Raw genomic sequence first — 19,966 nt, forward strand, 5'->3', positions numbered from 1 at the left:
GGATGCCAACCAGGACCGAGGTGCTCCAGTCGATCGGTGACGACTGCGACTACGAATCAGCGGCGTCCCGCCTCCACATTCCCGCCGGCCAGGCCTACCTCAAAGCGACCGGCCTCATAGCGACCGGCCTCCCAGCGGACGGCGGCGACACCTTCCCCCCCGACGAGCATCTGCAGCGCCCCGGCGCTCTCAAGGGCAGCACCCAGCACCTCGTCCACAAGCGGCCGGAGGCGGCCGACCCCACGCGGAAACCGGAGGTGCATGACTGGATCCGTCGGCGGGTGGCCGCCGACCCCCAGATAACCGAAGCGGCCCGCACCAGGGACGCCGAGCCCGGCGAACCCGTGGATCCCCAGGACACGGATGTCCGCTTCGTCCTCACCCGCCAGCACGACAAGGTCACCGCGCTGATGGAGCAACTCAAGGCCATACCCGGCGCGAGCAAGGGCGGCGACGAGCTCGTCGAGCACGCGATGGAGCAGGAGCAGGAAGGGAAGGAGAGCCTGGTCGCACTCGGGCGGGCCGACTCTTCCGGCGAGCAGTTCGACAAGCTGGCCGAGGAGCTCGAGACGCGGCTGCGAAAGCATGTTGCGTTCGAAGACAGAGTGCTGCTGTCTTTGCCCGAGGTCATGTCCGACGACGACCGGCGGGAGCTCGGCAACAAGATCCTGCGAGCCGAGAAGCACGCCCCAACCCGGCCGCACCCGCACGCGCCGAAGAAGCCCGGTGGGGCTGTCAAGGCGGCAGCGGCTTCGGTCGTACCGCGCGATCGCGCGCGTGGCGCATTCGGCAGTCGGCCCGCAGAGCGGGTAGGGCGCGCAAGTAGCGAAACCGAGGAGGACAAGTGAAGTTCAACAACTGGCCCGTGCTCCGCCAGGCACTCGGCGGCGACCGGCTCGGCCGCGGTCACGCCGTCAAGTCGTCGACCTCCTTGCACCTCAGCCCCCGCATCGCCGAGGCCGACAAGATCGCCAAGTCCGTCTGCCCCTACTGTGCAGTCGGCTGCGGGCAGAACGTGTTCGTCAAGGACAACAAGGTGGTGCAGATCGAGGGCGACCCCGACTCGCCGGTGAGCCGCGGCCGGCTCTGCCCGAAGGGCTCGGCCAGCCTCCAGCTGACCACCGGGTCCTCGCGCCGCTTCGAGGTACTCCACCGCCGGCCCGGTGCGCACGACTGGGAAGTCCTCGACCTCGACAAGGCGATGGACATGGTCGCCGATCGGGTGATCGAGACCCGCAAGCGCACCTGGCAGTGGCGCGACGAGGAGGGCCGCGACGTGCGCCGGACGCTGGGCATCGCCAGCCTCGGCGGCGCCACCCTCGACAACGAAGAGAACTACCTGATGAAGAAGCTCTACACAGCGTTAGGCGTCATACAGGTAGAGAACCAAGCCAGAGTTTGACACTCCTCCACCGTCCCCAGTTTGGGGACATCGTTTGGTAGGGGAGGAGCCACAACCTTCCAGCAGGACCTCCAGAACGCCGACTGGATCGTCATCGAGGGGTCCAACATGGCCGAGTGCCACCCGGTCGGCTTCCAGTGGGTGATGGAGGCAAAGGCGCGCGGAGCGAAGGTCATTCACGTCGACCCGCGTTTCACGCGTACCAGCGCCGTCGTTGACCTCCACGTGCCGCTGCGCGCAGGGACCGACATCGCTTTCCTCGGCGGGATCATCAACTACGTACTGCAACACGACAAGTACTTCCGCGACTACGTGGTCGCGTACACCAACGCGCCGACGATCATCAACGAGGACTTCCGCGACACAGAGGACCTGGATGGCATCTTCTCGGGTCTCAACGAGGAAGAGCGAAGCTACGACTTCCACACCTGGATGTACGAGGGCACCGAGGTGCAGGCGGCCTCGGGTCAGCGCGAGCAGGAGTACCAGGACCGAGCTGAGGGCGGCGGCCAGGACGGCGGCCAAGGCCAGGACGGCGGCGGCAAATCCCGTCAGGCCACCTCTTACCAGGCCGGCAGGGGCGAGTCGCACGGCTCGGGCGGTGTGCGCGTCGCCGAGGGGGGAGAGCGCGACGAGACATTGCAGCATCCCCGCTGCGTGTTCCAGATCCTGAAGCGCCACTACTCGCGCTACACGCCGGAGATGGTGGAGCAGATCTGCGGCGTGCCGCAGGCCACCTTCCTCGAGGTGTGCCGCACACTGGCCGACGACGCCGGCCCCGACCGCACGGGGGCGTTCTGCTACGCCGTCGGCTGGACCCAGCACACCGTCGGCGTCCAGTACATCCGCACGGCGGCGATCCTCCAGTTGCTGCTCGGCAACATCGGGCGTCCCGGCGGGGGGATCATGGCGCTGCGCGGCCACGCCAGCATCCAGGGGTCGACCGACATCCCGACGCTGTACAACCTGCTGCCGGGTTACATCCCGATGCCACACGCCCACCACGACGAGGACCTCGAGACATTCCTGGAGGGTGCGTCGACGGACAAGGGCTACTGGGGCGACATGAAGTCGTACATGGTCAGCCTGCTCAAGGCGTACTGGGGCAGCGCGGCCACACCCGGCAACGATTTCTGTTTCGCATACCTTCCCCGTCTCACCGGCAGCCACAGCACGTACGAGACGGTCATGGCCCAGATCGACGGGACGTGCAAGGGCTACTTCATCTGGGGTGAGAACCCGGCCGTCGGGTCCGCCAACGCGAAGATGCAGCGGCTCGGCATGGCCAACCTCGACTGGCTGGTCGTGCGCGACTTCTCCCTGATCGAGTCGGCGACGTGGTGGAAGGACGGACCCGAGATCGAGTCCGGCGAACTGAAGACCGAGGAGATCATGACCGAGGTCTTCTTCTTCCCGGCCGCGGCTCACACCGAGAAGAACGGCAGCTTCACCAACACTCAGCGGATGCTGCAGTGGCACCACGCGGCCATCGAGCCGTACGGCTCGGCGCGCAGCGACCTGTGGTTCGCGTACCACCTCGGGCGGATCATCCGTGAGAAGATCGCTGCGAGCGGTGAGGATGCGGACGACCTGAACCGTCCCATACTCGACCTCACCTGGGACTACCCGATCGAAGGGTCCATCGCCGAGCCGTCCGCCGAGGCGGTGCTTGCCGAGATCAACGGCTGGGACGCCGACGGCCAGCCCCTCGCCTCCTACGAGCATCTCAACGAGGATGGCTCCACCGCCTGCGGTTGCTGGATCTACTGCGGCGTCTACGCCGACGGGATCAACCAGGCCGCGCGGCGCAAGCCCGGCAAGGAGCAGAACTGGATCGCCAACGAGTGGGGTTGGGCGTGGCCCGCCAACCGCCGCATCCTCTACAACCGTGCCTCGGCCGACCCCGACGGCAAGCCGTGGAGCGAACGCAAGGCCCTGGTGTGGTGGGACGAGGAGAAGGCCCAGTGGTCCGGCCACGACATCCCCGACTTCTCGAAGTCGAAGTCGCCGTGGCACCGCCCACCGCCCGACGCGCGCGCAGCGGAAGCCCTGTCCGGTACCGATGCGTTCGTGATGCAGGCAGACGGCAAAGCGTGGTTGTACGTCCCGGCCGGCCTGACCGACGGTCCGTTGCCGACCCACTACGAGCCGCAGGACTCGCCGGTGCCGAACCTGCTGTACTCGCAGCAGCGCAACCCGGTGCGCCAGGTCTTCAACCACAAGCACAACCGTTACCACCCGAACCCTTCGGCGCCGGGGTGGCAGTTGTTCCCTTACGCGATCACCACGTACCGCCTGACCGAGCACCACACCGCCGGCGGGATGAGCCGTTGGGTGCCGTACCTGTCGGAGCTCCAGCCCGAGATGTTCTGTGAGGTCTCACCCGCGCTGGCGGCCGAGCGCGGCCTGGAGCACAACGGGTGGGCGACCATCGTCACAGCCCGCAACGTGATCGAGGCCCGGGTGATGGTCACCGATCGGATCCCGCCGCTGCGGGTCAACGGGAAGGTCATCCACCAGATCGGCCTGCCGTACCACTGGGGGCCCAACGGCTACTCCACCGGCGACGCCGCCAACGAGCTGGCCTCCATCTCGCTCGACCCCAACGTGCACATCCAGGAGGTGAAGGCGTTCAGCGGGGACATCCGCCCCGGTCGCCGGCCGCGCGGTCCCGGCCGGGTAGCGCTCGTGGACGAGTACATCCGCAGGGCCGGTATCGACGAGAACACAGGGACGGAGGTCACTGGTGGCCATTGACATCGGGCTTCTCGAGAGGGGCGACCCGGCTCAGTGCAGCGGCTACGCGGACGCGCCGCCGCGCATGGGCTTCTTCACCGACACCTCGGTGTGCATCGGGTGCAAGGCGTGCGAGGTCGCGTGCAAGGAGTGGAACCACGTCCCCGAGGACGGCCTCAACTTTACGGGCATGTCATATGACAACAGCGAGGGTCTCGGTGCCGACACCTGGCGGCACGTGGCGTTCATAGAGCAGAGGCTGCTCGCCGGTGACGGGCCGGGCGCCGGTGGTGCGGACGGTGCCGGGGTGCGGTGGCTCATGTCCTCCGATGTGTGCAAGCACTGCACCCACGCAGCCTGCCTCGACGTGTGCCCGACGGGCTCGTTGTTCCGGACCGAGTTCGGGACCGTCGTGGTGCAGGAAGACATCTGCAACGGCTGCGGCTACTGCATCCCGGCGTGCCCCTACGGCGTGATCGACCAGCGCCACGGCGACGGGCGGGCATGGAAATGCACGCTCTGCTACGACCGTCTCAGCGTGGGCGCCGAACCCGCGTGCGCCAAGGCCTGCCCGACCGACTCGATCCAGTTCGGCCCTCTCGACGAGTTGCGCGAGCGTGCGCAGCAGCGGGTGACCCAGCTGCACAACGCCGGCGTGACCGATGCCCGGCTCTACGGCGAGGACCCCGACGACGGGGTCGGCGGCGACGGTGCCTTCTTCTTGTTGCTGGACGATCCCGAGGTGTACGGGCTGCCACCCGACCCGGTCGTCACCACACGCGACCTGCCGGCGATGTACAGGCGGGTGGCTGTCGCCGCCGGCGCCTTGGTCTCCGCGGTAGCCCTGGCGTTCGCAGGAGCCAGGCGATGAGCGGGGCCGTCACCAAGGAGGGGATGCAGGACGTCCGCCCGGGCCGCGAAGCGGTCAGCGAGGTCCAGGGATCCGGGGGGAAGAGGCCGCGGTCGCGCGGTCTTGGCCGCGGCGACGGCGAGCAGCCGGTTGTCGGGGACGCGACGTTCCGCTCGTATTACGGCAAGCCGATCATCAACAAGCCGGTGTGGGAAGCGCCGGACATCGCCGGCTATCTCTTCCTCGGCGGCCTCGCGGGCGCCAGTTCGGTGATGGCGGCGGGCGCGGCGGCGACGGGCCGGCCGGCGCTCGCCCGGGGGTTGAAGGTGACGAGCACCGCCGCGGTCGCGCTCTCCGGCGTCGCCCTGGTGCACGACCTGGGGCGCCCGGCCCGGTTCTTCAACATGCTGCGGGTGTTCAAACCGACGTCGCCGATGAGCGTCGGGTCGTGGTTGCTGGCGGGTTACGCGCCGTTCTCCGCGGGCGCCAGCTTCAGCGCGGTGACCGGTCTCCTGCCGGCGATCGGGGCGGTTGGCACCGCCGGCGCAGCGCTCATCGGCCCGGTCGTCGCGACCTACACCGCAGCGCTCGTCTCCGACACCGCCGTGCCGGCATGGCACGACGGGCATCGCGAGATGCCCTTCGTGTTCGCCGCCTCCGCGCTGAGCGCGGCGGCGGGCATGGGGATGCTGGCGGCGCCGATGCCCGAAGCCGGGCCGGCCCGGATGCTCGGAGTCGTCGCCGGCGCGGCGGAACTCGGTCTGCTCGACGTGATGAAGCGCAGCATGGGCTTGGCCAAGGAAGCGTTCACGGCGAGCGAGAAGGCGCACCGCTACGAGCGGGCGGCGCAGATCGCCACTGGCATCGGGATCGCCGCCGGCGCCGTGTTGGGCAAGCGCAGCCGGATCGCCTCGGCTGTCGCCGGCGCCGGCCTGCTCGTCGGGTCCGCGCTGAGCCGCTTCGCCATCTTCGAGGCCGGTCTCGAGTCGGCCGAGGACCCCCGCTACACCGTCGTCCCGCAGCGCCGGCGGCTCGAGTCTCGTGTGTCTTCTGAGATCTCGTGAGTCTCGAGTCTGGCGGCCCGGCGATCGCCGCGGTGGACAGGGCGCGAGACCTGATTACCGGCCGCGGCCGCCAGGGACTGGGTAGCCTAAGTATCCCCTCAGACCACTTAGGCTACCCAGTAGGGGTTTGGGGCCCGTCGCCGGCCTGCCGCCGGCGGGAAAACGGGGCCCCTGCCGTCGCGGTCGTGGGTCGGCGAGCGCGCCGTCGCCGGCGCCGGCGCTCGTCGCCGGCGCCCGGGTCACAGCGCTCGGCGCATGGTCGCCGGCCTGCCTCATTTTGATTCCGCGTAGAAAAGGGCAAGTATTCACCCCGTGTACGGGGAGGTGTTCGAGCGCCTGGTGGGCTCCGCCGCCTTCAAAGCGGTTGGCTGTGGAGAACCCACAGCGGCGGGTTCGATTCCCGTCCACCTCCGCCACTCCCCATGAACCGGCCTCCGTCGGTCGACCGGCTCGCCCGCCATCTCGCCGAATCAGGCTTCGGTGACCTGCCCGATCCGCTGCTGGTCGCGGCCGCCCGCGACGCCGTCGCTCTCTCTCCGGACGACCCCTGGGAAGAGGCAGCCGCCATTGCCCGATCCTCGAGGCAGCGGCTCCTCCAGCCCGTCATCAACGCCACCGGCGTCATCGTCCATACCAACCTCGGCCGCGCGCCGCTCTCCGTCGGCCACGACGTCCACTACGCCAACCTCGAGCTCGACCTGGGCACGGGACGCCGCGGCGACCGCTCGTCGCATGCTTCGTCGCTGCTCGCCAGGCTTTCGGGCGCCGAGGCCGCGACCGTGGTCAACAACGGCGCCGCCGCCCTCCTCCTCGCCCTCGCCACCGTTCCCCCCGGGCACGAGGTAATAGTCAGCCGGGGCGAGCTGATAGAGATCGGCGGCGGGTTCCGCATCCCCGAAGTCCTCGCGACGTCCGGCGCACGCCTCAGGGAGGTCGGCACCACCAACCGCACGAGACTCAACGACTACCGCGAGGCGATCGGGTCCGACACCGCGGCCATCCTCAAGGTTCACACCTCCAACTACCGCATAGTCGGCTTCACCGAGTCCGCCGGCCTCCCCGGGCTCGCCGGCCTCGCGCACGAGCACGGCCTACCTCTCATCTTCGACGCCGGCTCCGGCCTCATCGACGAGGGCTGCCAGTGGCTGCCCGCCGGCCCGCCGCCGTGGCTCCGGGGCGAACCCGCTGTCCGCCAGTCGATCGCCGCCGGCGCGGATCTGGTCACCTTCAGCGGGGACAAGCTGTTCGGCGGTCCGCAGGCGGGGATCATCGCCGGCAAGGCGCCGCTCGTACAAGCGTGCAAGACGCACCCTCTCGCACGTGCCCTGCGGCCGGGCCATCTGGTTCTTCGGTCGCTACAGGACGTCGCGCTCAGCTACCTCCGGCGCGACGCCGGCGCAACGCTTCCGCTGTGGCGCATGGCGACGGCCCCCGTCGAGGATCTCCGCCGGCGGGCCGAAGCGTTATCTCACGGCGAGGTCGTCGACTGCGCGTCGGTTATGGGCGGCGGCACACTCCCCGGCCGCACCATCCCCTCCGCCGGCATTGCCGTCGACGGCGACATCACCGGACGCCTCCGTTTGACGGACCCACCGGTGATCGCCAGGGTCGAAGCGGGCCGCACCTTCTGTGACCTTCGCACCGTGCTGCCGGAACAAGATCCGGCCCTCGCCAAGGCACTTGCCAAGGCGGTTGCCGGATGACGGTCATCGCGACCGCCGGTCATGTCGACCATGGCAAGTCGACTCTCGTACGCGCGCTCACCGGCACCGACCCCGATCGCTGGGCCGAGGAGAAACGGCGCGGCCTCACCATCGACCTCGGCTTCGCCAACACCACCCTGCCGTCGGGGGAGCAGATCAGCTTCGTCGACGTTCCTGGCCACGGCCGCTTCGTAGCCAACATGCTGTCCGGTGTCGGCTCGGTCGACGCGTGCATGTTCGTCGTCGACGCCAACGAGGGATGGCGCGCCCAGTCGGAAGAGCACCTGCGGATACTGGAACTGCTCGGGATGCGCGCCGGGGTGATAGCGATGACCAAGGTCGCATCCCTCGACGAGGACCTGACCACGCTCGCCGCTGAGGAGATCACCGAGCACGTGCAAGGCACGTTCCTGCAGGACGCGCCCGTCGTCGCTGTCGACGCGCCCGCGGGCCGCGGGATTGACGACCTCCGCCAGGCACTCGACCGCCTCGTCTCGTCGCTTCCGCCGGCGGTCGACGGATCGAGGCCACGTCTGTGGGTCGATCGTTCGTTCTCGATCCGCGGCGCAGGGACGGTGGTGACCGGCACGCTGCTGGGAGGCTCGCTGTCCGCCGGTGACGAACTCGTGATCGAGCCGGGTGCGCGCAGGGTTCGCGCGAGAGGGCTGCAGAGTCACAACCAACCCTGCGATCACGCAGGTCCGGGCCGGCGTGTCGCGGTCAACCTCACCGGCGTGGAGGCCAAGGAGATCCGTCGAGGGCAAGCTCTCGTGCGCCCGGACCAGTGGCACGTCACCGCGGCCGTCGACGTCTCGCTCAGCGTTCTCGACGCGTCGCCGCAGCCGGTCACCAACCGCGGCGCGTTCGCTGTCCACCTCGGCACCGCGGCGTTGCCGGTTCGCCTGAGGCTGATCGGCTCGCGTGACCAGATCGCTCCAGGGGAAGACGCACCCGCGAGGATGTGGCTCCTGGCAGGTCACCGGGTCACCGCTGTCCCCGGCGACCGCTTCGTCTTGCGCGAGCTCGGCCGCGGCCAAACGATCGGCGGCGGCGTGGTACTCGACGTCGACCCCGTTCTTCCGGCGTCGAAGGCGGATCCCTCCCTTTCGGTGGAGCGCGTCGTGGAGGAGCGTGGGTGGGTGCGTGCTGATCACCTGGAGCGCCTGACCGGCCGCCCCGCCACACCAACCGTCGGGGCCTGGGTCGTGGCGCCGGCGGCCGAGGCCAGGGCGGCTGCACGTATCAGCGAGCTTTGCGAACACGCCGGCGCCGGCGGGGTCGACCTGGCACAACTCGGGGAGACCGAGCTGGCACTGCTGCACAGCGGCATCGACGGCGTCACGGTTTCGGGGCCCAAGGCATACCTCGATTCGCTGGTGCCTCGTGGAATCAGCGAGCGCGCGTCAGCGGTCCTCAATCTCTTGGAGAAAGACAGCATGTCTCCGCCGGACCTCCCCGTCGAGGACAGGCGCTCCCTGCGCGAGCTAGAGGCGACCGGGCTGGCGACTCAAGCGGGTGAGATCTGGTTCGCGTCCTCCGCAGTGGAGGCCGCTGTCGACCTGCTGCGCGCGCTGCTGCGTGCGAAGCCCGACGGCTTTACGGTCTCGGACGCCCGCCAGGTGCTCGGTACGTCGCGCAAGTACGCGCTGCCGTTGCTCGCGCACCTGGATGCCAACGGCATCACGCGTCGTAAGGGGGACACCCGTGTCGCGGGACCGAGGATGGGTCTGTGACATCGAGCACGGTGAAGCTCACCGAGTGGACCAAGTGCGGCGGGTGCGCGGCCAAGTGGGGCGGCGCGCCTCTATCGGATCTGCTGCGGGGGCTCGACCCCGTCGCGGGCGAGGACCTTCTCGTCGGGCTGGCGCCTTTCGACGACGCGGCTGTCTACCGCCTCTCGCCTGATCTCGCGCTCGTGTCTACGACTGACTTCTTCCCGCCGCTCGTCGACGACCCATCCGACTTCGGAGCCATCGCGGCCGCCAACGCGTGCAGCGACATCTTCGCAATGGGAGGCCGCGTCGTGCTGGCCCTCAACGTCGCGGCGTTCCCCGAGGGCTTCCCCGATGAGGCGATAGCGGCGATCCTCGAGGCGGCCGCGGCGAAGGTGGCCGAAGCGGGCGGCACCGTCGCCGGCGGCCACACCATCAGCGCCGCCGAGCCGATCTTCGGTCTCGCGGTGCAGGGTCTTGTTGATCCGTCGCGTGTGTGGACCAAGTCCGGTGTCGAGCCGGGTGATCGTCTCGTGCTGTCGAAACCTGTCGGATCGGGGATCGTCCTCGCCGGTGGCAGCCCCGATGACAGGTCGGCCGCGATCGAGACGATGTGCACTCTCAACTCGGCAGCTGCGGACACACTCCATGAGGTCGGCGAGGTGCACGCGGTCACCGACGTGACCGGGTTCGGCCTCGCCGGCCACTCCTGGGAGATGGCCGAGCGCAGCGGGATGATTATCCGGCTGCATTCCACCAGCATGCCGCTCTACCCCGGCGCCATCGAGGCTGCTCGGCGCGGCACCCGCACGGGAGGTGATGCCCGAAATCGCACCTACCTGGCGGGCCACTTCACGAGCAGCGCCGCACCCGAACTCGAGGCGCTCGCGATCGACCCGCAGACTTCGGGCGGGCTGCTCGCTGCCGTGCCCGAGCCTGTGGCCGCGCGGCTGGTCGCGGCGGGATGGTGGGAGGTCGGCGACGCTGTGCCCGGCGATGCGGCCGGTCTTCGTGGTCCGGGGGTCGAGCTGCGCTAGCCCAGCGGTGAGGCGGGTAATTGGGGGGCGTGAAGGATCGCACCGCAGCAGAGAGCGACAAGGGCCGCTACAGCTGGCCTACAGCGGCAGGAGCAGTGCGCCGCCCCTGCCTGTGGTGTGTTCGTTCACGAGTCCGTCTCAGCGGGTGAGCGGAGAAGGCCGGATAACGTCCCCGCGAGCAACGCCATCACCGCCGAGAACGTCCACAGGTGGCGAAAGTGGTGGAGCTCCCCCACCGGGGTAGCGGCGGAACCCAGGACGGCGACCAGGATCGCCACTCCGAGCGCCCCGCCTACCTGGCGCGACGTCTGGTTCACCGCGCTTCCGACGGCGAAGCGGGTGGCGTGCAGGCTGGCTACTGCCGCGGCTCCGAGAACAGGGAAGGTGAGCCCGATGCCGAGCCCGGTCACGAGCGTCGCCGGCAGCCAGCGGGCCAAGTAGGACGGGTGAACCCCGACCTGCGTCGCGTACCAGGCAAGACCGGCCGCGAACACCGCGAAGCCCGGTATCAGTACCCGCCGGAACCCGTACCTGGTAGCGAGCTTGCCGGCGGGTCCCGACACCGCGGCCACCACCAGGGGGCCGGGGGTGACCGCCAGACCGGCGCGCAGGATCGAGTAGTGCCACACGCCGGTGAGAAACAGGATGTTCCCGAGCAGCATGGCGAAGAACCCCATGGCGTAGACCGCCGTGGCGGCGTTGGCGACGCTGAACGACCGGTGCCGGAACAACTCCAGGTCGAGCACCGGCTCGGGATGCCTGGCGCACCGGGCCAGGAAGAGGCCGCCGATGGCGACCCCCCCGATGCCGGCGCCCAGAACCCGTGGGTCGGCCCAGCCCCAGCCAGATCCCTCGGATATGGCGAACACGATCCCCGCGAGCGAAGCAGTGACCATCACCACGCCGGGGTAGTCGGGGGAGGGCCGGTGGTCGGCGGCGTGGTCGTCGGGCAGCACGCGCCGGCCGAGTGCCGAGGCGATCACCCCGACGGGGATGTTCACGAAGAACGCCCAGCGCCATCCGCCGGCGCTAATCAGGGCCGCCCCGAGCGAGGGACCTGTCGCGACCGCCAGAGCCCCAACACCGGCCCACAGGGCCACCGCCTGGGATCGGGCCTCGGCGCTGAAGACCTCGAGCAGCAACCCCAGTGAAGCCGGCAGCAACAGGGCGGCGCCGACACCCTGGCCGATGCGGCCTGCGATGAGAAGCGGCAACGACGGTGCGAGGCCACACAGGGCGGAGCCGACCGTGAACACCCCGAGGCCGATGAAGAAGACGCGCCGGCGCCCCAGGCGGTCGGCGGTGCGGCCGGCGGTGACGAGCAGCGCCGCGTAGACGATGGCGTAGGCGGTGATCACCCACGCCAGGTCGGCGCGCGAGGCGCTCGGGAAGCTGCGGGCGAGAGCGGGGAAGGCGACGTTGACGATGGACAGGTCCAGTGAGGCCATGAACGCCCCCAGGGCCGTCACCGCGAACACGAGATTGCGGCGGGTGGGCGCCACCTCCACACGGGGGAGGGCCAAAGTAAGTCCTGTCACGCGATCCACCATAGGACCGTGCGTTCTATCACGCAACTGAGTATCCTGAGCCCTATGGAACGGAAGAGCTTCGCCGGCATGCACTGCTCTGTCGCCCAGTGCCTGGAGGTCGTCGGGGAGTGGTGGTCGATGCTGATCGTGCGCGACGCGTTCCTAGGTGTGACTCGCTTCGACGCCTTCCAGGAGCGGCTCGGGATCTCGCGCAACGTGCTCAACCAGCGGCTGACCCGCCTGGTCGAGGAAGGGATCCTCGACAAGGTCGCCTACAGCCGGCGCCCGCCTCGCTACGACTACAAGTTGACGACCAAGGGCCGTGACCTATGGCCGGTTCTGACGGCCATGCGCCAGTGGGGGGACAAGCACGCCGCCCCGGACGGTCCTCCGGTGCGGGTCGTCCACAAGGGGTGCGGCAAGGTCTCCCAGGCGGTGATGACCTGCTCGTCGTGCGGGGAGCGCATGTCTGCCCGCGACGTGCGGGTCGTGCGCGGCCCGGGAGACCTCGACTACCTGGCCAGCGCGAGCTCGTAGGTGCAGCTGGCCGCCTGGGTCAACCTTCCCGACGGCGACGCGCTACTGGAACTGAAAGGCGTGGAGGCGGCCTAACCTCTTTGGCGCCGCCCCACCTCCGCGGGTTGGAGCTCCAGCCGCATCTTCACCTCGTCCTTGCACGGATCAGAAGGAAGCGGCTGGAAGTCGCCCGTCTCCGCGAAGCCCATCGCACGGTACAGGTTCTCCGCCGGAGCGTTGGCTCGTGTCACCCACAGATCGACTCTCGCCGCGCCCCCTTCTCTGGCCCAATCGATCACAGCGTTCACCATCTGGCGGCCGACGCCCTTCCGGCGCACAGCCGGGTCCGTCCACATCGAGACCAGCTCGACGGTCTGCGTGTCGGGCTCGGGTCTGTAGCCGCCGGCGAGTCCCACGACGGAGTCGCCGTCGAGGGCAAAGAACATGGCGCGTTCGGTTCCAGCCGAACTGCGCCGGGCGCGCTCTTCCCATTCGAGGTCCGTGAGCAGCGACTCATTGGCGTGGGTGGAACCGAACGCGGCGGGGGAGTCGGCAAGCGCGGACAAACGGACCTTTCTGTACGTCTCGGCTTCAACTGGGAGTATCCGGCGGACGGTCGATGCCACGGCACCATCGTTCCCGAACACATTCCGCGCGTAAAGAGAATTGCATCGCCCCCTCAGTAAGCTAGTGACGTAAACACAGATTCGGCGCAGCCAGGGGGAGCAAACGAAGTGACTGCAGAACCCAAGTACAGGGTGTCAGTGGACCCCGAGAAGTGCCAGGGCCACAACCGGTGCTACAGCCTGGCACCCGAGTTGTTCGACGTGGACGACCTCGGTATGGCATCGGCTCGAGGCGACGGAGTCGTCCCACCCGAGCTGCTGGACAAAGCGCACAAGGCGGTGGCCAACTGCCCCGAATACGCCGTGAACCTGGAGGAGGTGCAGCCGTGACCAGCCGCCACGCGCCCGTGACCGATTGGACCCGGGACTTCGACCACACCGACTCCACCTGGGTCGCCGACCCGTACCCCATATGGCAGGAGCTCCGAGGTAGCTGCCCGGTCGCGCACAGCGACCGCTACGGCGGGGTGTGGCTTCCGACCACCCACGAGTACGTCTCCGAGGTCGCCTACGACACCGAGCACTTCACCTCGCGCTCAGTGGTGGTCAGCGAGATCCGTCCCGGTCCCGAGGACCTTCCCGCCCCGATCGGGATCGCCCCGCCGATCACGTCGGACCCGCCATTTCACAGCATCGCCCGGCGCATGCTTCTTCCGGCGTTCGGGCCCAAGCCGGTAGCAGCGCTGGAACCGTTCACCCGCGACCTCTGCCGGGACCTCCTCGACAGGACCGCCGGCTTGAAGGAGTTCGACGCCGCGCTCGAGTACACCCGCCACATCCCCGTCCGCGTCATCGTCGGCATGCTGGGTTTCCCCCAGGAGGACGCCGACATCTTCCGCAAGTTCATACAGCAGGTCCTCGAGGACGTCGACCAGTCGCCTGAGGATCGCCAGACCACCCTCGAGCGGGGTGAGATCGACGCGTACATGGACGCACAGATCGACGATCACCTGGCGCACCCGCGCGACGACCTCACGTCTTTCCTGCTGCAAGCTGAGATCGACGGCAACAAGCTGGCGCGCGAGCACGTGCGCGGCACGATGGTTCTCCTCATGGTCGCGGGCATCGACACGACGTGGTCCGCGATCGGCGCCTCGCTGTGGCATCTCGCCCAGAACCCCCCGGACCGCAAGCGGCTGGTGTCGGAGCCGGACCTGATGGGCACCGCTATAGAGGAGTTCCTGCGCGTCTACGCGCCGGTCACGATGGCAAGACTGGTTGCGCAGGATTGCGACTTCCACGGGCAGCAGTTGAAAGAGGGAGACTGGTTGTTGCTCCCGTTCCCTTCAGCCAACAGAGACCCCGCCGCCTTCGAGGATCCCGACGTCGTCCGTCTCGATCGTGAACACAACCGTCACGCCGCGTTCGGATTGGGGATCCACCGCTGCCTGGGCTCGAACCTCGCGCGCATGGAACTGCGCGTAGCGCTCGAGGAATGGTTGGCGCGCTATCCCGACTTCGAGCTGTCGGATCCCGCCGGCGTGAAGTGGTCGGCCGGGCAGGTGCGCGGACCCCGCGCTCTACCCCTCAGAATCCTGTAGCAGGTGGGCCTGCAAACCGTCATAGACGGCTTGGCCTTTGCCGAGGGTCTCCGCTGGCGGGACGGTCAGCTCTGGTTCTCCGACATGCACGCCGGCGAGGTTCACGCCTGGTCACCGGCCGGAGGCGGGAATGACCGTGTCGTCGCCCGCGTCGAGGGGTCGCCGTCGGGGCTCGGTTGGACACCGGACGGGGATCTCCTCGTCGTCTCTATGAATGATCGCCGCCTCCTCCGCATCGATCCCTCCGGCAACGCCAGTGCGCTCGCGGATCTCTCCGCCTACACGCCCTATCCGATCAACGACATGACCGTCGACGGTCACGGCCGCGCCTACATCGGCTGCTTCGGGTTCGACCTTCATGGGCGCGGGGAGCTGCAGCCGAGCATTGTGATCTCCGTCGAACCAGACGGCAGCCACCGGATCGCCGCCGCCGACCTTCTTTTCCCCAACGGCATGGTCATCAGCGGCGACACGCTTGTCGTAGCCGAATCGTTCGGCGGGCGCCTGAGCGCGTTCACCCTCCGCGAGGACGGATCGCTCTCGGAACGGCGGGTGTGGGCAGCCCTGCCGGAGGGCGTGTCTCCGGATGGCATCTGCCTCGAGCCCGACGGCGCCGTGTGGGTCGCCTCGCCCACGACTCGTGAGTGCCTCCGGGTGCTCGAAGGCGGCGAGGTCACCGACCGGGTCGCGACGGGTGACCGTATGTCGATCGCCTGTGCCCTCGGCGGCAACGACGGCCGCGACCTGTTCATCGCGACCAGCTCCCACCTCTCACCATCGAGCGCTGCTCAGCACCGCGAAGGGCGCATCGAGGTCACCCGGTTGGCTTCCTGACGAAGCGTCTCGTCCGGGCAGGCTCTCGGGCAAGTGTGGGATCTACATCCAGCAACTCTCCTAGGCTCGGTCCGTGCTATCAGCGGGTTTCGACTTCGACGGCCAACGGGTCCTGATCACGGGCGCCTCCTCGGGTATCGGGGCGGCGCTGGCAGAGGAGCTCGCCCGGCGGGGCGCGGTCGTCGGCCTGTGCGCCCGCAGGGAGGACCGGCTCAAAACGACCCTCGAGCGCTGTCTGGCGCACTCACCGCACTCCCGCATGTGGGTGTGCGATCTCGCTGACCCTGCGGCCGTCGAAAATCTCGTGGGTACCGTCGCCGGTGACCTCGGCGGGGTCGACATCCTCGTCAACAACGCAGGCATCCCCAAGCGCCGGCATGTCACCAGGCTCGATCCGGCGACGGTCGAGCAGGTGATGAACATCAACTACTTCTCACCCGTCCGGCTCACTCTCGGCCTGCTGCCATCGATGATCGAACAGAAGCACGGTCTCGTCGTCAACGTGTCGTCGGTTGCCGCCACCCTCAGTTCCCCGGGCGAAACCGCGTACGACGCGTCGAAGGCGGCGCTGTCGGTGTTCTCCGAGGCGATGGCGATCGACCTGTGGGACACGGGCGTGAAAGTTCTCATCGTCTACCCCGGCGTGGTCGACACCGAGTTGTTCAGCCTGCCCGACAACGACCCCCTCATTCCCGGTATCGACCCGATCCCCGTCTCCGAGGCGGTGGCAGCGATCGTCGGGGCTATCGAACGCGATGAGCGCCAGGTGTACACGCCGGAGTACTTCTCCGACATCGTCGCCACCAAGAACAGCGATCTCGCCGGGTTCATAGCCGGTGCCGCGGAGTACGTCCGCCAATCCCGGTGAGCTCCCCGCAAGATCTCAGCGCTCTGTTCAACCCGAGATCCGTCGCCCTTGTCGGCGCAACCGACAACTCGCAGTGGTCGGTGTACACCCACGCCAACCTGCGTCGTTATTCGCCGGGTGTGACGGTCTTTGTGGTGCATCCCCGCCACAAGACCGTCCACGGGCAGCCGGCGTGCAAGTCGCTCTCGGCCATCGGGGAACGGGTCGACCTCGCCTACGTGATGGTGCCGACCTCGTCCGTCATGGATGTGGTGGAGGAGGCCGCCGACGCCGGGACGACCAACCTGGTCATCCTGACCGCCGGCTTCGCGGAAGCCGGACCCGAGGGTGCAGCGCTCACCCAGCAGCTGGAGCAACTCGCTCGTGATCGCGGGTTGACTGTGCTCGGGCCCAACGGCAACGGGTTCATCAACGTGGCCGGCGGTGTGGCTCCTTACGGCCTTCCGATCGCACCTCCGCTCACCAAGGGACCGGTCGGGATCGTCCTGCAGTCGGGTGGCCTCGCAGCGGCGGTGCTCGGCGGGGCACAGGCCCGGGGGGTAGGCCTGAGCCTCATGGTCTCCACCGGCAACGAAGCGCTCGTGTCGGCCACCGACATCATGGGCTACCTCGTCGACGACGGGAGCACGAGGGTGATCGCAGCCTTTCTCGAGTCGGTAAGGCACCCCGACGAGTTCCGTCACGTCGCGGACCGCGCGTTGGAGGCGGGAAAGCCGATCGTGGCCTTGAAGGTCGGTCGTTCGGAGCAGGGAGCGCGCACGGCCCTCGCGCACACCGGGGCGCTCGCCGGCGACGATCGGATCATCGATGCTGCGTTTCGCCAACTGGGCGTGATCCGGGTGGACTCGCTCGAGGAGATGCTCGCCACCGCGGGCTATCTCGGTTACCACCCAGACCTGAAAGGCCGCCGGATCGCGGCGGTCACACCGTCGGGCGGCGCGTGCGACCTGCTTGCCGACCGCGCCGCGAGCGAAGAGCTCGAGCTGCCGGAATTCCCGCCGCCGACCCTGGAGGCGCTCACGGAGTTCCTTCCTCCGTTCTCCAATCCACGCAACCCTCTGGACGTGACGGGATACGTCGTGGTGGACCCCAGGTTGTCGCTCGAAGCACTGCGTATCGTCGCCCGCGAGGTCGAGGGCAACTACGACATGATCCTCTACTCCACGAGCTTCCCGAGGGTGGCACCCAAGGACCTGAAGCCGATCGAGGACAGGCTGGACGCCCTCGAGCAGGCCCGCAAGCAGATACCCGTGCCGGTGCTCCTTCAGACGTCGGTCGTCTCTGACCTCCCCGCGTATGCGCAGGACATGTTCGCCAAGCGCGGCATGTACCTCCTCAACGGCATCGAGCTCGGGACCAGGGCGATCGGCCATGGAGCGCGCTGGCAGGAGCGGCGCGCCCGCCGGGCCGGGCCCGGCGCCGGCCCGCGCCCCACGGCGCGCCGGGTCGCGCCTCCCGCAGGTGCCTCCGGGGTGTGGCCCGAGCACCGAGTCCGCGCCCTGCTTGAGGCCAACGACATTCCCGTGGCGCCGGCCCGCCTCGTCACCTCTCCCGACGAAGCGGCCGAGATCGCGAGCTCGTACGGCCAGCCCGTCGCGATGAAGATCGCCTCCGGCCGGGTGACCCACAAATCCGACGTGGGCGGCGTCCGGCTCGGCGTCGACCCGGCCGATGCGGCAGCCACCTACCTCGAGCTCGCAGCGGCGGTCGACGATCTGGAAGGGGTGCTCGTCGGACCGATGAGAAATGGTGGGGTCGAGCTGCTCGTCGGCGTGGTGACGGACCCCGGATGGGGCAAGTTGGTGTCGGTAGGGCTAGGAGGCATATGGGTCGAGGTCCTCGGCGATGTGACGATGCGGCTGCTCCCGGTCGGCGAGGCCGACGTCGCCGAGATGCTCGACGAGCTCAAGGGCAGCCGCCTCCTTCACGGCGCCAGGGGCACGAAACCGGCCGACATCCCCAGACTCTCCTCTGTCATCGCCGAGGTCGCGCGCGTCGCCGAAGGGCTCGGGCCGTCGTTGGACACCCTGGAGATCAATCCGCTACGCGTCGACGGCGACGAGATCGAAGTCCTCGACGCCCTGGCTATCTGGACCTGAAAAGGAGGACCCGTCATGAACGCATTGGATGGCAAGGTCGCGCTCATCACCGGGGCGAGCCGCGGCATCGGGGTCGCCATCGCGGAGCGTTTCGCCGCGGAAGGCGCTTCGGTCGCCGTGACGGCTCGGACCGTCGAGCCGGGGGGCAATCCGATGGAGGGCAGCCTCCAGGAGACCGTCGAGAAGATCGCTTCCGCCGGCGGCAGAGTCACGGCCATCGCCGCCGACCTCGCTCGCCCCGAAGAACGCGAACGCCTGATCCTGGAGACACAGGCGGCGCTCGGCCGCATCGACATTCTTGTCAACAACGCGGCCGTCACCTGGTTCATGCCCGTCGCGGAATTCACACCGAAGCGCCGGCAGCTCATGCTCGAGGTTCAGGTGTGCGCTCCAATGGATCTCGCCCAGCTGGTGCTCCCAGGCATGACGGCGGCGGGCGAGGGCTGGATCCTCAACATCTCCTCAGGTGCATCGCGCCACCCGTCGATTCCGCCACCGGAGGGTTGGCGCGCCGGAGGCGCCGTCTACGGCATGTGCAAGGCGGCGCTCGAGCGTTTGACGACCGGGCTCGCCGCTGAGGCTTACGAAGCCAACATCGCGGTGAACTCGCTTTCGCCGAGCAGGGTGGTCCCCACTCCCGGGACCGTCTTTCACCACCTCGTGAGGCCGGACGACCCGACCCAGATCGTCGAGCAACCGGAGGTCATGGCCGAGGCGGCGCTCGCTCTGTGCAGCCGCCAGCCGCGCACCCTCACGGGCCGGGTCGCCTACAGCCAGGATCTGCTCGCGGAGCTGGGGTAAGTCCGTGAGCTCTAAGTAGTCTCGGCCGCAATCAGCGAGCTGAGCTCGACATCGGAGTCTGCGAGGCGGGCGGTGTCCACGGGCGCTCGCGACGCGACAAGCCTGCCAATTTGGTCCGAGACGTCCCAGACGTTGACGTTCATGCCCGCGACGACGCGACCGTCGCTGACCCAGAAGGCGATGAACTCGCGGGTTCCGGGATCGCCTCGGAAGACGACATCATCCCACTCGGTCGCGTAACCCGTGTACTCCATTCCGACGTCGTACTGGTCGGAGAAGAAGTAGGGGATCTTCTCGTAGGAAACGGTCTTGCCGAGCATGTTGCGGGCTACGGCAGGCCCCTGGTTGAGGGCGGACGACCAGTGCTCCAGACGGATGCGCCGATCGAAGACGGGGTGCCACACGTTGGCGACGTCCCCGGCGGCGAACACCCCCTCAGCGCTCGTATGCAGGCTTGGATCCGTGACGATGCCGTTGTCGACATCGAGCCCGGCGGCCACGGCGAGTTCGACCCTCGGGGTGACTCCGACGCCCACGACAACGAGGTCTGCAGCAATTGCCCCGCTGTCGGCGAGGCGTACTTCCTCGACACGCGCGCTGCCCGCGAGCGATTCGATCTTCGCCCCGAGGTGCAACTCGACTCCGTGA

At 68.6% G+C, this 19,966-nt stretch carries 17 protein-coding genes and 1 tRNA gene; 15 read left to right on the forward strand and 3 right to left on the reverse strand.

The features are described from left to right. The first annotated feature begins 2 nt into the window (after window positions 1-2). The 8 genes from VNF71_02170 (at window position 3) to selD (ending at window position 10,504) form a co-directional block, all read left to right on the forward strand. Window positions 3-848, forward strand: coding sequence for a hypothetical protein (locus tag VNF71_02170; GenBank protein ID HVA73357.1), 846 nt, complete (start codon window positions 3-5; stop codon window positions 846-848). Continuing rightward, window positions 845-4,159, forward strand: coding sequence for a formate dehydrogenase (gene fdh / locus VNF71_02175; GenBank protein ID HVA73358.1), 3,315 nt, complete (start codon window positions 845-847; stop codon window positions 4,157-4,159). The genes VNF71_02170 and fdh overlap by 4 nt, the downstream gene beginning before the upstream one ends. Beyond that, window positions 4,149-5,009: a 4Fe-4S dicluster domain-containing protein gene (locus VNF71_02180; protein ID HVA73359.1), complete on the forward strand. Its 861-nt coding sequence runs from the start codon at window positions 4,149-4,151 to the stop codon at window positions 5,007-5,009. Before fdh ends, VNF71_02180 begins: the two co-directional genes overlap by 11 nt. Continuing rightward, the gene (nrfD, locus tag VNF71_02185; protein ID HVA73360.1) at window positions 5,006-6,052 is read left to right on the forward strand and encodes an NrfD/PsrC family molybdoenzyme membrane anchor subunit; all 1,047 of its coding nucleotides are present in this window, start codon (window positions 5,006-5,008) and stop codon (window positions 6,050-6,052) included. The genes VNF71_02180 and nrfD overlap by 4 nt, the downstream gene beginning before the upstream one ends. Window positions 6,053-6,372: 320 nt before the next feature. After that, window positions 6,373-6,468 (forward strand) — tRNA-Sec (locus tag VNF71_02190). 6 nt (window positions 6,469-6,474) lie between these two features. Then, a complete protein-coding gene (selA, locus tag VNF71_02195) occupies window positions 6,475-7,755 on the forward strand; it encodes an L-seryl-tRNA(Sec) selenium transferase (protein ID HVA73361.1) in 1,281 nt (426 codons plus the stop codon). Further along, the gene (gene selB / locus VNF71_02200; protein HVA73362.1) at window positions 7,752-9,488 is read left to right on the forward strand and encodes a selenocysteine-specific translation elongation factor; all 1,737 of its coding nucleotides are present in this window, start codon (window positions 7,752-7,754) and stop codon (window positions 9,486-9,488) included. Before selA ends, selB begins: the two co-directional genes overlap by 4 nt. After that, a complete protein-coding gene (gene selD, locus VNF71_02205; GenBank protein HVA73363.1) occupies window positions 9,485-10,504 on the forward strand; it encodes a selenide, water dikinase SelD in 1,020 nt (339 codons plus the stop codon). Before selB ends, selD begins: the two co-directional genes overlap by 4 nt. 125 nt (window positions 10,505-10,629) lie before the next feature. Here the strand turns inward: selD and VNF71_02210 are convergent, their stop codons facing one another. Beyond that, complete coding sequence (locus VNF71_02210; GenBank protein HVA73364.1) at window positions 10,630-12,042, reverse strand: DHA2 family efflux MFS transporter permease subunit; 1,413 nt, start codon at window positions 12,040-12,042, stop codon at window positions 10,630-10,632. 54 nt (window positions 12,043-12,096) lie between these two features. On the opposite strand from VNF71_02210, the gene VNF71_02215 reads away from it, so the two are divergent. After that, window positions 12,097-12,570, forward strand: a complete 474-nt coding sequence (locus VNF71_02215) for a helix-turn-helix domain-containing protein (GenBank protein HVA73365.1) — start codon at window positions 12,097-12,099, stop codon at window positions 12,568-12,570. Between the two features lie 71 nt (window positions 12,571-12,641). Here the strand turns inward: VNF71_02215 and VNF71_02220 are convergent, their stop codons facing one another. Beyond that, window positions 12,642-13,175, reverse strand: a complete 534-nt coding sequence (locus VNF71_02220) for a GNAT family N-acetyltransferase (GenBank protein HVA73366.1) — start codon at window positions 13,173-13,175, stop codon at window positions 12,642-12,644. Between the two features lie 108 nt (window positions 13,176-13,283). Between VNF71_02220 and VNF71_02225 the strand changes: the two genes are divergently transcribed. The 6 genes from VNF71_02225 (at window position 13,284) to VNF71_02250 (ending at window position 19,318) form a co-directional block, all read left to right on the forward strand. After that, window positions 13,284-13,505, forward strand: coding sequence for a ferredoxin (locus tag VNF71_02225; protein HVA73367.1), 222 nt, complete (start codon window positions 13,284-13,286; stop codon window positions 13,503-13,505). Next, window positions 13,502-14,716: a cytochrome P450 gene (locus VNF71_02230; protein ID HVA73368.1), complete on the forward strand. Its 1,215-nt coding sequence runs from the start codon at window positions 13,502-13,504 to the stop codon at window positions 14,714-14,716. The genes VNF71_02225 and VNF71_02230 overlap by 4 nt, the downstream gene beginning before the upstream one ends. A gap of 3 nt (window positions 14,717-14,719) precedes the next feature. Then, on the forward strand, window positions 14,720-15,550 hold the full coding sequence (locus tag VNF71_02235; GenBank protein HVA73369.1) for an SMP-30/gluconolactonase/LRE family protein: 831 nt from the start codon (window positions 14,720-14,722) through the stop codon (window positions 15,548-15,550). Between the two features lie 73 nt (window positions 15,551-15,623). Continuing rightward, window positions 15,624-16,418, forward strand: a complete 795-nt coding sequence (locus tag VNF71_02240; protein HVA73370.1) for an SDR family NAD(P)-dependent oxidoreductase — start codon at window positions 15,624-15,626, stop codon at window positions 16,416-16,418. Further along, window positions 16,415-18,517 (forward strand): acetate--CoA ligase family protein, encoded by a 2,103-nt coding sequence (locus VNF71_02245; protein HVA73371.1) that lies wholly within the window; start codon window positions 16,415-16,417, stop codon window positions 18,515-18,517. The genes VNF71_02240 and VNF71_02245 overlap by 4 nt, the downstream gene beginning before the upstream one ends. Before the next feature lie 15 nt (window positions 18,518-18,532). Continuing rightward, window positions 18,533-19,318, forward strand: a complete 786-nt coding sequence (locus tag VNF71_02250; GenBank protein HVA73372.1) for an SDR family NAD(P)-dependent oxidoreductase — start codon at window positions 18,533-18,535, stop codon at window positions 19,316-19,318. Window positions 19,319-19,329: 11 nt separating this feature from the next. Here VNF71_02250 and VNF71_02255 read toward each other — a convergent pair. After that, on the reverse strand, window positions 19,330-19,966 hold a 637-nt coding region (locus VNF71_02255), incomplete at its 5' end, for an FAD-dependent oxidoreductase (protein HVA73373.1).

This window comes from Acidimicrobiales bacterium (assembly GCA_035533095.1).
Taxonomy (GTDB): Bacteria; Actinomycetota; Acidimicrobiia; order Acidimicrobiales; family Palsa-688; genus DATLUM01.

Coding starts and splice junctions, on each gene's coding strand:
- nrfD (HVA73360.1), top strand. CDS start 5,006: ATGAGCGGGGCCGTCACCAAGGAGGGGATGCAGGACGTCCGCCCGGGC.
- VNF71_02170 (HVA73357.1), top strand. CDS start 3: ATGCCAACCAGGACCGAGGTGCTCCAGTCGATCGGTGACGACTGCGAC.
- selA (HVA73361.1), top strand. CDS start 6,475: ATGAACCGGCCTCCGTCGGTCGACCGGCTCGCCCGCCATCTCGCCGAA.
- VNF71_02250 (HVA73372.1), top strand. CDS start 18,533: ATGAACGCATTGGATGGCAAGGTCGCGCTCATCACCGGGGCGAGCCGC.
- VNF71_02215 (HVA73365.1), top strand. CDS start 12,097: ATGGAACGGAAGAGCTTCGCCGGCATGCACTGCTCTGTCGCCCAGTGC.
- selB (HVA73362.1), top strand. CDS start 7,752: ATGACGGTCATCGCGACCGCCGGTCATGTCGACCATGGCAAGTCGACT.